Genomic DNA, 13245 nt, shown 5'->3' with positions numbered 1-13245 from the left:
GTCAGCCCCGGCGTGACCGGCGAGCTGTACCTCGGAGGTATCGGCCTGGCGCGCGGTTACCACCGTCGCCCGTCGCTCACCGCCGAGCGTTTCGTTACCAGCCCGTTCGGCGCTGGCCAGCGCCTGTACCGCACCGGCGACCTGGCGCGCCAGCGCGAAGATGGCGTGATCGAGTATGCCGGGCGCATCGACCACCAGGTGAAGATCCGCGGCCTGCGTATCGAACTGGGCGAGATCGAAGCCCGCCTGCAGGAACTGGAGGCGGTGCGTGAAGCCGTGGTGGTGGCGGCCGATGGCCCAAGCGGCAAGCAACTGGTGGCCTATGTGGTGGCAGAACAGGCCGACAGCCTGGAAGGGATCAAGGCACATCTGGCCGCAGTACTACCGGACTACATGGTGCCAGCGCAGTGGGTTTTGCTCGAAAAGATGCCGCTGTCGCCCAACGGCAAGCTCGACCGCAAGGCCCTGCCGAAACCGGAGCTGGGCCAGTCGCGGCGCGAGTACGTGGCGCCGCAGAGCGAGCTGGAACAACGCCTGGCCGCGATCTGGCAGGCCGTGTTGAAGGTCGAGCAGGTGGGGCTCACCGACAACTTCTTCGAACTGGGTGGCGACTCCATCGTCTCGATTCAGCTGGTCAGCCGTGCCCGCCAGCAAGGCCTGCGCTTCACGCCCAAGGACGTTTTCGAACAGCAGACCTTGCAGCGTCTGGCCGCCGTTGCCGGACACAGCGAAGCCAGCCAGGTCGAGCAAGCGCCGGTGACAGGCGAGGCGCCGTTGCTGCCGATCCAGCAACTGTTCTTCGAAAACGCCATTCCAGCCCGTCATCACTGGAACCAGGCCTTGCTGCTGGTGCCTGTCGAAGCCTTGGATGGTGAGCTGCTGGGCGCCGCGCTGGCGCATGTGACGTTGCACCACGATGCCTTGCGCCTGCGCTACCGCCAGGAGGCCACGGGCTGGGTCCAATACCACGCTGCGGTCGACCAGGCCGTTCAATTGGAGTGCGTTCAGGTCGAAAACCTCGAACAGACAGCCGCCGAGGCCCAGCGCAGCCTGTCGCTGGAGCATGGGCCACTGTGCCGTGCGCTGCTGGCCAGCCTGGCCGACGGTAGCCAGCGCCTGCTGCTGGTCATCCACCACTTGGTCATCGATGGTGTTTCCTGGCGGATCCTGCTGGAGGACCTGCAGGCCGCTTATCGCCAGTTGCAGGCGGGGCAGGCGTTGCAGTTGCCAGCCAAGACCAGCGCCTACAAGGCCTGGGGCGAGCAATTGGCAGCCCATGCGCAGTCCCCGGCCATGGCCGCCGAACTGGATTACTGGCAGGCGCAGCTTGCCGGTGGCGGCGAAGGCATCCTTGCCGATCACCGCGATGGCAGCCAGGCCAAACGCCATGCCCACACCCTGACCAGCCGCTTCGACCCGGCATTGACCCGTGCCTTGCTGCAAGAAGTGCCGGCGGCTTACCGCACCCAGGTCAACGACCTGCTGCTGACCGCCCTGGCCCAGGCGCTGTGCGCCTGGAGCGGCGAGGCGTCGGCGCTGGTTCAGTTGGAGGGGCATGGGCGTGAAGCGCTGTTCGACACTATCGACCTGTCGCGCACCCTGGGCTGGTTCACCAGCCTGTATCCGGTGCGCTTGCACCCTGCTGCCGATATCGGCACGTCGATCAAGCGCATCAAGGAACAACTGCGCAGCGTGCCGAACAAAGGCCTCGGCTACGGCCTGCTGCGCCACCTGGGGCCACAGGCAGCCCGGGACGCGCTGGCCGCCCTGCCGCAGCCACGCATCACCTTCAACTACCTGGGCCAGTTCGATGCCGCCTCGGCAGAGGATGCGCTATGGCGTCTGGCCGATGAATCGGCCGGCAGCGGGATCGACGACGATGCGCCGCTGGGCAACTGGCTGAACCTGGACGGGCAGGTTCACCAGGGCATGTTGAGCCTGAACTGGACGTTCAGTACCTGCACCTTCGAGGCTAGCCGGGTTCAGGCGCTGGCAAATGCTTTCGAAAGCGCCCTGCGGGCCTTGGTGGAGCATTGCCGGCAACCCGGCAACCAGGGTGTGACCCCGACAGACTTTCCGCTGGCCGGCCTTGACCAGGCCCGGCTCGATTCGTTACCGGTGGCCGTGGATGACATCGAGGACGTGTATGCGCTTTCACCGATGCAGGAAGGCATGTTGTTCCATACCCTGTCCGACGGCGGCTCGGCGTTGTACGTCAACCAGGTCTGCCTGCCTGTCGACGGCCTCGATCCGCAGCGCTTCGCAGCGGCCTGGCAGCGGGTCATGGCCCGCCACGACATCCTGCGTACCAGCTTCCACTGGCAAGGGCTGCCGCGCCCGGTGCAGGTGGTACATCGCCAGGCCCGCCTGGACGTCGAGTTGCTCGACTGGCGCGGTGAGGCGGTGGATGAGCAGCGCCTTGCCGAGCGCGCCGAAGCGGAGTGCGCGCGCGGCTTCGACCTGACCCGTGCGCCACTGCAGCGGCTGCTGCTGATCCGCGTGGCGGAGCAGCGCTATCACCTGGCCTGGACCAGCCACCACATTCTCATGGATGGCTGGTCCAGCTCGCAGTTGTTCGGCGAGGTGATGGAGCAGTATCACCACGGCCGCAGTACGGGTGAGGTGGGCCGCTACCGCGATTTCATCGCCTGGCTGCAGCGCCAGGACCAGGACGCTCTCGAACGTTTCTGGAAAGGCCGCCTGCAACGCCTGGACGAACCGACCTCGCTGAGCCAGGCCGTGCACCCGCGGCATGTCGGTGACGAACAGGGCCACCACGCGCTGTACACCCGTTGGGACGCCGCGCGCACGGCTCGCCTGCAGCAGCGCTGCCGCGAGTTGCGCATCACTGCCAATACCCTGGTACAGGGCGCCTGGCTGTTGTTGCTGCAGCGTTACACCGGCCAGGCGGCGCCATGCTTTGGCGCGACCGTCGCCGGGCGGCCGGAGGGCCTGGCAGGGGCCGAGCGCATGCTGGGGCTGTTCATCAACACCCTGCCGGTCATTGGCCGGATGGACGCCGAACAGTCCCTGCTCGACTGGCTGCAGGCTTTGCAGCACGACAACCTGGAACTGCGCGAGCACGCCCATGCGCCGTTGGCCGACGTCCAGCGCTGGTCGGGGCAGGGTGGTCAGCCGTTGTTCGACAGCATCATCGTTTTCGAGAACTACCCGATCGACCAGCGCCTGGGTGATAGCGCTGCCAGCGGGCTGAGCTTCGGCGAGTCGTCCAACCACGATGTCACCAACTTCCCCATGGACCTGGCGGTGCACCTGGGCGAGCAGCTGTCCATCGAATACCTGTACCTGCGTGGCTGTTTCAGCGAGCCCGTGGTGCAGGGCATTCGCGACATGATGGAGCATCTGCTGGAAGAAATGCTCGCCCACCCGCAGGTGTCACTGGGCAACCTGCAGCGCCTGTCGCAAGCACAACGCACAGCCCTGCAGGGCTGGAGCGCGGCACCCGGGAATGGCTGGCAGGCGCAGCCGCTGGTCGAGTTGATCGGCCGCCATGCCGAACTGCGCCCCCACGCGCTGGCCGTGCAATGCGGCGGGCAGCAGCTTGACTACCTGGAGCTGGAGCGCTCTGCCAATCGCCTGGCCAACCGCCTGCAAGCGGCGGGCGCAGGCCCTGAAGTGGTCGTCGGTGTTGCCCTGGAGCGTTCGGTGCAAACCCTGGTGGCCTTGCTGGCGGTGATGAAAACCGGCGCCGCCTACCTGCCGCTGGATATCGACTACCCGGCCGAGCGCCTGGCCTACATGGTCGAGGACTCGGGTATGGCCTTGCTGATTACCAAGGATGCGCTGCAGGCGCGCGTGCCCGCACCGGCTACCCTGCGACGTGTACTGCTTGACAGCGGCGACCCGTCCAGCTGGCCGGAAACCGCACCCGTGTCGCAGGCCGGGCCTGGCAACCTGGCCTACCTGATCTATACCTCGGGCTCTACCGGTCGGCCCAAAGGCGTGGCGGTGCCGCAAGGGCCGTTGAGCATGCATTGCCAGGCCATTGCCGAGCTATACGAGATGGAGCCTGGAGTGCGCGAGCTGCACTTCATGTCGTTCGCCTTCGATGGGGCCCATGAGCGCTGGCTGACCACCTTGATGGTCGGTGGCACGCTGGTGATTCGCGATGGCAGCCTGTGGACGCCGGAGCAGACCTGCCGCGCCCTGCACGAACAGCGTATCGACATCGCCTGCTTCCCGCCGGCCTACCTCAAGCAGATGGCGGAATTCGTCGAAGGCAGTGGCATGCCGGCGCCGCCCGTGCGCATCTACTGCTTTGGCGGTGATGCGGTGCCGGAGCGCAGCTTCGAGCAGGTCCGGGCAGCGCTGCGCCCGCGTTACTTCACCAATGGCTATGGCCCCACCGAGACCGTGGTCACGCCGTTGCTGTGGAAAGCGGCGGGCAATGACCGTTGCGGCGCAGACTACGCGCCCATCGGGCGTGCCGTAGGGGAGCGCAGCCTGCATGTGCTGGACGAGCAGCTCAACCCGTTGCCGGTGGGCTTTGCCGGCGAACTGTACATTGGTGGCGAAGGGGTTGCCCGTGGCTATCAGAACCGGCCCGGGCAGAGCGCCGAGCGCTTCGTGCCCGATCCGTTCGGCAGCCCCGGCGCGCGGCTGTACCGCACCGGCGACCTGGTGCGCCTGCGCGAGGACGGCATCCTCGATTACCTGGGGCGTATCGACCAGCAGGTGAAGATCCGTGGCTTCCGTATCGAACTGGGCGAAGTCGAAGCGGCGCTGCGTCGCCAGCCGGGTGTCGAGGACGCCCTGGTGGTAGCGCGTGACAGTGCCTCCGGCAAGCAGTTGGTGGGCTACGTGGTTGGTGATCAGTCGCTGTCGGGCGACAGCCTGAAAATGGCCCTGCGCGCCAGCCTGCCGGACTGGATGGTGCCGATGCAGGTGATGGTGCTGCCGGCCTTCCCGGTCACGCCCAATGGCAAGCTGGATCGCAAGGCGCTGCCAGAACCGAGCTTCCAGCAGGAGGCCTATGTGGCGCCGCGCAACGTCCAAGAGCAGTTGCTCGCCGAGATCTGGGCGCAGGTGCTGCAGGTCGAGCAGGTCGGCATCGAAGACAACTTCTTCGAGCTGGGCGGCGATTCGATTCTCAGCTTGCAGGTGGTGTCGCGGGTGAAGAACCACCCTGACCTGGACCTTGACCTGAAGCTACGCGACCTGTTGCGTTACCAGACCATCGCCGGCATTTGCGAGCGGCCTGCCGAGACGGTTTCCGGCCCGGTGGCGGACGGCAGCCAGGTGGCGGTCGAGGGTGCGTTCCGCTTGCTGCCGATCCAGGAGTGGCTGTTCGCCGAGGACATGCGCGAGCCGCAGCACTTCAACCAGGCGCTGATGCTCAAGGCGCGCAGTGCGCTGGACCTGGATGCGCTGGAGCGCGCGCTGGCGGTGATCCAGCGGCATCACGATTCGTTGCGTCTGCGCTTCAGTCGCGACAGCGGCCGTTGGCTGCAGCACTACCTGGGTGAAGGTGCCGATGTGCCGCAGCTGTGGCGACGCGAGGCTGCCGACGCCGAGGCCCTGGAGCGGTTGGCCAACCAGGCGCAACGCAGCCTGGACCTGGCCGACGGCCCTATGTGGCGTGCGATGCACGTGACCATGGCCAATGGTGAGGCACGCCTGTTGCTGGTCATCCACCACCTGGTGGTGGATGCGGTGTCCTGGCGTGTGCTGCTGGAGGACCTGCGCAGCGCCTACGAGGCCTGCTGCCAGGGCCAGGTGCCCACGCTGCCGATGCGCAGCAGCAGCTACCGCGCCTGGGTCGAGCGGCTGGCTGCGGATGCCGGGCGTATCGCTGCCGAGCAAAGCGACTGGTGGATAAAGCAGCTGGACCTGCCGGGGCGCGACTTGCCGTGCGACAACCCGCGGGGCCGCAACCAGGTCAGTGAGCAGGCCGTGGCCAGGGTCGTGCTCGACAGCCGCTCGACCAGCCGTCTGTTGAAGGAGGCGCCTGCCGCCTATGGCACGCAGATCAACGACCTGTTGCTGACCGCCCTGGGCCGTGTGCTGTGCCGTTGGACCGAGCAGGAGTCGGTGCTGGTGCAACTGGAAGGCCATGGCCGCGAAGACCTGTTCGAGGCCCTCGACCTGTCGCGCACGCTGGGCTGGTTCACCAGCATGTTCCCGGTGCGCCTGCAGCCTGAGGCGGACATCGGCAGTTCGATCCTGGCCATCCAGGGGCAACTGCAGGCAGTGCCCGACAAGGGCATCGGTTATGGCGTGCTGCGCTACCTCGGTGAGCCTGCGCTGGGTGAGCGCCTGGCGCGCCTGCCGCAGGCGCGGATCACCTTCAACTACCTGGGGCAGTTCGACCAGAGCTTCGACGACAAGGCACTGTTGGTGCCGGCTGCCGAAGGCACGGGGGACTGCTACAGCCCGGTCGCTCGCCTGGGTAACTGGCTGGAGGTCATCGGCCAGGTCTACGACGGCTGCCTGGCGCTGCGCTGCGTCTACAGCACTCGCCGTTACCGCCCCGAGACCGTGCAGGCGCTGATGGACGGCTACCGCACCGAACTGGAACTGTTGATCGAGCACTGCCTGGAACGTCTGGGCTGAGCTTTTCGTCATCCAATCGGGGGAGGCTGCCACAGGCCTCCCCCCCTTCGAGGAACACCATGCTGCATCCTGAACTTGAAGCTTTTCTCGACCTGGCTGAAGCCAACGCGGGCAACGCACCGTTTCATCAGATGAAACCTGAAGAAGCCCGCCGGGTCTTTGAGCAATCCACCGAGCAACTGCGCTGGGCCGCGCCGCAGGGCTTGGCCATCCAGGCGCTGCACGCCCCGGCCCGGGATGGTGCGGCCATACCGCTGCGCCTGTACCGGCCGCCACAGGCAACGGCGCAGTTGCCGGTGCTGGTGTACTTCCATGGCGGCGGTTTTGTCGTCGGCAGCCTCGACAGCCATGACGGCGTCTGCCGCGAATTGTGCGCCAGGGCCGGCTGCGCAGTGCTGGCAGTGGGTTACCGGCTGGCGCCGGAGCACCGCTTCCCGGTCGCCCTGGAGGACGGCCAGGACACCTTGGCCTGGTTGGCCAAGCAGGCCGGGTCGTTGGGGCTGGACAGCGCACGGGTTGCGTTCGGCGGCGACAGCGCAGGTGCGACGCTGGCCACGGTGCTGGCCATCGAAGCGGCGCAACTGGGGGAGCGAGCGGTGCTGACGCCATGTGCCCAGCTGCTGTGCTACCCGGTTACCGATGCCAGCCGGCAGAGTGTCTCGCGTACGCTGTTCGGCGAAGGCTACCTGCTGGAAAGCGATACGCTGGAATGGTTCTACGACCATTACGCGCGCACCCCGCAGGACCGCCAGGACTGGCGCTTCTCACCGTTGCTGGCCGAGGACCTGAGCGGTGTGGCGCCGGCCATCGTTGCCCTGGCCGGGCTCGATCCGTTGCTGGACGAAGGCCGGGCTTACGTCGAGCGCTTGCGCGAGGCGGGGGTGGCGGTCGAGGTGATGGAGCTGCCGGGGCTGACCCATGACCTGCTGCGCATGGCCTCGGTAGTGCCGGATGTGCTGCAGGTGCATGAGCGGTTGTGTGTGGCGTTGGGTAGGGTGTGGGGGTAGGGTCCCCGGAGGCCCGAGGTGTTCGCCTTGAGGTTTTCAGTGCCTGTGAGATCGAGCGCCGCCCGCGCGGCGCTTCGCGGGGCAAGCCCGCTCCCACAGTCTGTTTCGGGCCAATCTCTCCTGTGCAAGTACCGGCGCTTGCCTTAGTGCATGACTGAAGACAAAAGTAACTGCTCCACCTCAGATATCGAACAGGACAAACAAGGCGGACAGTGGAGACCTCCTAGGAGTAACTGGCCCGAAACAGACTGTGGGAGCGGGCTTGCCCCGCGAAGCGCCGCGCGGGCGGCGCTCGATCTCTCAGGCGCTGAACATGTTGTGGCAGGCACCTGGTGGCCTCACCAAGTCCCCAAGACAGACATCCAGAAACAAACAAAAAAGGGCCGCTAAGCGGCCCTTTCTGTTCCCAAGCTATCAACCTCAGAAATCACCCTTGAGCGTCAGCATGAAGTTGCGTGGCTCGCCGTAGTAGTTACCCCAACCGGTGGCACCGATGGTGGAGTAGTACTTCTTGTCGAACAGGTTGTTGCCGTTGACCGCCACGGTCCAGTGCTCGTCCAGGCGATACTGCACGCGGCCGCTGAACAGTGTGTAGCCTGGTTGTTCGATCTTGATATTGCCCTGGCGGCGGAAGTTGTCGCTCTGGCTGGACACCCCTGCGCCGATTGTCCAGCGATCCAGCGCACCATCGAGCTGGTAGTCACCCCAGACCTTGAGCATGTGCCGCGGAATGAAGCTGGAGGTGAAGGTCAGCTCGGTCGGGTCGGTATCGTTGATGGTCTTCAGGTACTTGGTCTGGGTGTAGGTGTAGCCGGCCAGCAGTTGCAGGCGGTCGATCGGCGAACCGCTGATCTCGGCCTCGAAGCCCTGGGCACGGACTTTGCCACTGTCTGTGTAGCAATAACCGTCACTGGAACCTGCACAGACATTTTCATAATCGGTTTCGGCACGGTGGTCTTCGATGGTACGGAACAGGTTGAACGAGGTATTCACATTGCCGTCGAGCAGTTCGCCCTTGATACCGAGCTCATAGCTGCCGCCAGTCTTGGGTTGCAGCGATTGACCGTCGGCAGTGGTCAGGTTGCCTTGCGGCTGGAAGATCTGCGCGTAGCTGGCGTAGGCGGTCCACTGGTCGTTCAGGTCGTAGAGCAGGGCGCCGAACGGGGTGACTTCACCGTTTTCCTTGCTGCGGATGTGCTCCCAGGTATCCCAGCGCTGGGTGTAGGAGTCGCGGTCGTTGCGGTACCAGCTGACGCGGGTACCCAGCACCAGGGTGAGTGGTTCGGCCAGCTTCAGGCGCAGGTTGGCATAGGTGCCCCACTGGGTGGTGGTGGAGTCGGTCGGAAACGGGCCGCCGCGGAGGGTGCCGGTCTGGTAGTCGGCCTTCGATGGATGCGGGAAGTCATCCGACGGGTCGAAAGGGTTCTGCGTGCCGCTCAACGCCAGCAGGGCAAAGTAGTCGTGGTTCTTCTGGCGGCTGGCGTTGGCCCCGACGATCAGCTCATGCTCGAGGCCGAATGCCTCGAACTTGCCATCGATGTAGCTATCGAAGCCGTAGTCGGTCTGGTCGTAGTCGAAGCGGCCGGAGTAGCGCCCCATCGCCCCGGTGGTGGCCCCCACCGGCACCGAACCTTCGGAGTAGCCGTACTCGATGTTCTGGTTGTTGTGGGTGTAGACCGAAGCGAAGTTCAGCGACCAGTCATCGTTGAAGCGGTGCTTGAGGTCGGCGAAACCGGTGATGCGCTCGCTTTGCAGGTCGTTCCAGCTGGCACCCAGGCAGGTCGAGCGGGACAGCTTCAGGTCGCTGCCATCGGCGTAACGGGGCAGGCCGTGGTAGCAGGGCGAGGCGTCGACGTCCTCGTAGGCCAGGCCGAAGCCCAGTGTGGTGTCGGGCGTCACGTCCCAGTCGATGGCACCATAGGCGACACGGTCCTGGCGATCGGCATTGTCGTAGAAATACTGCTTGTCCTGCAGCGCCGCCACGGCGCGGCCGCGCACGGTGCCTGACTCGTTCAGCGGGCCGCCCACGTCCACCTGGCTGCGGTAGTTGTCCCAGCTGCCAGCGGAGAGGGTCACGCTGGTGTGGGCCTTGTCCTGGCCTCGTTTACGCACGAAATTGACGCCACCGGCCGAGGAGCCGGAGCCCTTCATCATGCCGGCCGCGCCCTTGAGGATCTCGACGCGGTCATAGAACGCCATGTCGCTGGAAAAGCTGTTGGCCTGCACATAGTTGCCGCCCACGTCCAGGGGCACGCCATCGTACTGGTACTGGCCGTCGAGGTTGAAGCCGCGGGAATAGAAGTACTTGCCGCCCATGGGCGAGTCGTAGGTGGTGATGCCGGGCGTCTTGTCCAGCACCTGCTCGAGGGTGTTGAGGTTCTGGTCGTCGAGCATCTTGCGGGTCATGACGGTGACCGACTGCGGCGTTTCCTTCAGGGTATGGACGCCTTTGCCAATGGTCACGGCGCGTGCGGCATACGAGTTGGTCCCCTCACTCGTGGCATTCAGCGTGTTGGCATCGATGTTCAGTGGCCCCAGTTCCACTGCCGACGCACCGGATGCGCCACTGAGAATCACAGTATGGCCGTTGAGCTGGTAGGTCAGGCCGCTGTCACGCAGCAGCAGGCGCAGCGCCTGCTCCGGCTCCATGTTGCCGCGTATCGCCGGTGCGGTGGTGTTGCGCACGGTGTCCGGGCTGTACAGCAGTTGCAGGTCGGCCTGCCTGGCCAGCGCATCGAGCGCCCCGGCCAACCCTTGCGAAGGGATATCCAGTTGCACGGGTTCTGCATTGGCGTTCATCGCGGCAGCCAGCGTACAGGCCAGCAGCGACGGGGAAAGCAAGGCCAGTGACGTTCTGCGGATTGCCCTGGCAAGTGGTGAAAACGTGTTGGTGGTCATGCTGGTACTCAGTATTGGCAGATTACATATGAGTTTTATTCGCATTTATGTAACGTTCCGACCCGCAAGAACCGGAAAAGTCAGACCGAAAATTCTGTAACGGCTGTTTCAACGCGCTTCCCGTCGCGCAGGCGCAGCACGTGATCGGCGACGTCGAAGTAACGGTCGTCGTGGCTGATGACGATGATGGTCTTGCCCAGACGCTTCAGTTCCGGCAGCAGCTCGGTGTAGAAAATGCGCCGGAATGTCGGATCCTGGTCGGCCGCCCATTCGTCGAACACCAGTACCGGGCGCTTCTCCAGCCAGGCGTTGACCAGCGCCAGGCGCTTGCGCTGGCCGGTGGACAGGTCGGTGGTGGTGAAAGCACCGTCACGGATCTGCACCTTGTGGGCGATCTCCAGCCGTTGCAGGTACTTGCCGGCATCCTCGGGCAGGGCCTGGGCGTCCTGCAACAGGTCATCGAACAGGTAGTAGTCGGCGAACACGGTGGTGAACAGCTGACGGTAGTCGTCGCGATTGGCTGCGGTGACGGCGTGGCCATCGAGCAGGATCTCGCCTTGCTGCGGTGCATACAGGCCCAGCAGCAGCTTGATCAAGGTGGTCTTGCCGCAACCGTTCTCGCCGACGATGAACAGGATGTCGCCCTGTTCGATGCGCAGGTTGATCGGCCCCAGGGCGAACGGCGCCGCGCCGGCTACTGGCGCAAAGGCAAAACCGACGTCGCGCAGTTCGAGGCTGCGGATCTGTTGATCGGGCACTTCGGCGGCCGCAAGCAGCAGGTGAGGCTCGGGCGAGGAGAACTGCTGCGACAGTTCGGCAATGCGGCGGAAGGCGATCTGCGCGCGGCTGACGATCGGCAGGGTCGAGACCAGGTGTTCCAGCGGCCCTTTCATGTACAGCAGTACCAGCACGAAGCCACTGGTGACCTTGGGGTCGCTGACCAGCTGGGCCTGTTGCAGGGCCAGCACCAGGCCGATGACCACGAAGAACAGCATCGAGCCCAGGCTCTTGGCGATGACGAAAATGTTGATCGAGCGCACGTGCGTGTCGCGGATGTAGTTCGCCGTGCGGCTGATGCGGTCGTTGAACATGCGCTGGCGGCGTGGCCGGCTGATGCGCAGTTCCTTGGCACCGGAGGCAACGCCGTCGTAGTGCTTCTGCAGTTCATCCTCCGCTTCGCGCGCCGCATTGAAACCGCGAATGCCACGTACCCGCGCAATGTACTGCACCGCAGTACCGAGCAGCACGGCAAGGGCGGCGATCAGGAACATCGGCCAGGACAGCTGCGCCAGGTAACCTAGGCAGCCCAGGGTCACCGACAACGAGATGGCCAGTGGCGCGAAGGCGAAGGCGAAGTCGCTGATGGTGTCGACGTCGTGGGTCAGCACCGGGATCAGGCGGTGGCTGCGGTAGCGTTCGATCTGTTCGATGGGGGCGCTGAGCACCTTCTCGCCCAGGTCGCGGCGCAAACCGGCGATGACGTGCTGGCCCACATAGTTGGTGCCGATGTCCGAGGCGATGGAGGAGGCCAGTGCCACCAGGCAGATGCCGGCGAACGCCAGCACCACACCCCAGCTCAGGGCACCCGGTGCATGCAGCAGGTTGTTGATATTGGCCAGCAGCAGGGTGATGCAGAAACCGCCGACGATGCCCAGCCCGACGGCAATGGCGACAATCAGCCGGTAGGGTTTGAGCAAGCCGAGGAGTTCGCGAAGTGCGCCAGGGGTCGATCGGTTCATGGTGGGTTCCTGGTGGATGCGCGGATGCGCTTTGGGGCGCTATGCAAGGCAGGCGCCGTGCGGGCCATTGCCCTGTGATGAAGACGTTCGAGAAGCGTTCTTATTTAGGAGGCCCAGACCCTGGGCCTGGGCAGGTACTGCAAGCGGGGTTCAGAGCTCGCGGGCTACCCGGAAGCCCAGCCAGTCGCCGCGCACATAGGGTTCGCGGTAGTTGCGGTTGCCGGAGCGGGAGAACACCGGCGCTTCGCTGTAGTCGTTGCCGCGAATGTGGTTGTACTCGCAGCTCGCCTCCATCCAGGCACTGCCATCGGCCGGGGCACCGACATAGTTGTCGTGCCGGCAGTCGGCGACCCATTCGTAGACGTTGCCGTGCATGTCGTACAAGCCGAACGCGTTGGCCGGGAAGCTGCCGGCGGGCGAGGTGTAATTGTAGCCGTCGGCGGCGCCATAGGTGTTGGCGTGCTGGGCGATGCTGTAGTCCTTGCCTTCATCGAAGGGGAACGGGAACGGGCCGCTGGAGCCTGCGCGGGCGGCGTATTCGCGCTCGGCTTCGCTGAGCATGCGGTAGTGCTTGCCGGTCTTTTTCGACAGCCAGGCAACGTAGGCCTTGACCTCGTCGTAGCTGATGCACACCGCCGGTTGGTCTGGGCCCTGCGGGTAGCTGGGCTTGCCGTTGGTGCAGCGCCGGCCGGGGCGGTCGTCGCCGTCGGGCAGGGTGACCCTGGCGTCACGCTGCCATGCCTGCAGCTGTTTGGCTTGCACCTGAAACTGGCTGATGGCGAAGGGCTTGGCGAAGGTCACGGTGTGCATCGGGCCTTCGTCCGGCTGGCGGCCGACCTCGTCGTCAGGTACGCCCATGGTGAAGCTGCCAGCAGGCAGCACGACCATGGGCGGGCAATCCTTGCAGTCCTTGAACGTCTGGCCGGGTGCGTGGGCATCGGCGGCCAGGGCCGGTGCGCTGGCAAACAGGGCGGCCACCAGGGCCAGGGGGGGGAACGTGTGCATGGCGGTTCTCTTGAAAGGCAAAA

General features: G+C 65.2%; 5 protein-coding genes. 2 read left to right on the top strand and 3 right to left on the bottom strand.

Going from position 1 to position 13245, the window contains the following annotated elements; all coding sequences use genetic code 11:
* On the top strand, positions 1-6573 hold a 6573-nt coding region (locus ACQKPS_RS24045), incomplete at its 5' end, for an amino acid adenylation domain-containing protein (RefSeq protein WP_427605741.1).
* Positions 6574-6632: 59 nt separating this feature from the next.
* A complete protein-coding gene (locus ACQKPS_RS24040; protein ID WP_427605740.1) occupies positions 6633-7580 on the top strand; it encodes an alpha/beta hydrolase in 948 nt (315 codons plus the stop codon).
* Positions 7581-8000: 420 nt separating this feature from the next.
* On the opposite strand, the gene ACQKPS_RS24035 is transcribed toward ACQKPS_RS24040, so the two are convergent.
* The 3 genes from ACQKPS_RS24035 to ACQKPS_RS24025 form a co-directional block, all read right to left on the bottom strand.
* Positions 8001-10478, bottom strand: a complete 2478-nt coding sequence (locus tag ACQKPS_RS24035; protein ID WP_427605739.1) for a TonB-dependent siderophore receptor — start codon at positions 10476-10478, stop codon at positions 8001-8003.
* Positions 10479-10558: 80 nt separating this feature from the next.
* Positions 10559-12217, bottom strand: a complete 1659-nt coding sequence (locus ACQKPS_RS24030) for a cyclic peptide export ABC transporter (RefSeq protein WP_427605738.1) — start codon at positions 12215-12217, stop codon at positions 10559-10561.
* A gap of 150 nt (positions 12218-12367) precedes the next feature.
* A complete protein-coding gene (locus ACQKPS_RS24025; RefSeq protein ID WP_427605737.1) occupies positions 12368-13222 on the bottom strand; it encodes a formylglycine-generating enzyme family protein in 855 nt (284 codons plus the stop codon).
* Between the last annotated feature and the right edge of the window lie 23 nt (positions 13223-13245).

The organism is Pseudomonas sp. NPDC086566 (assembly GCF_050280885.1).
GTDB lineage: Bacteria > Pseudomonadota > Gammaproteobacteria > Pseudomonadales > Pseudomonadaceae > Aquipseudomonas > Aquipseudomonas vlassakiae.
Note: the sequence above shows the minus strand (reverse complement) of the source record. Positions and strands in the feature narration are given on the sequence as shown.

Bases quoted from the DNA above. Each gene is read 5' to 3' on its own strand.
- ACQKPS_RS24040 (WP_427605740.1), top strand. From the start codon at position 6,633: ATGCTGCATCCTGAACTTGAAGCTTTTCTCGACCTGGCTGAAGCCAAC.
- ACQKPS_RS24035 (WP_427605739.1), bottom strand. From the start codon at position 10,478: ATGACCACCAACACGTTTTCACCACTTGCCAGGGCAATCCGCAGAACG.
- ACQKPS_RS24030 (WP_427605738.1), bottom strand. From the start codon at position 12,217: ATGAACCGATCGACCCCTGGCGCACTTCGCGAACTCCTCGGCTTGCTC.
- ACQKPS_RS24025 (WP_427605737.1), bottom strand. From the start codon at position 13,222: ATGCACACGTTCCCCCCCCTGGCCCTGGTGGCCGCCCTGTTTGCCAGC.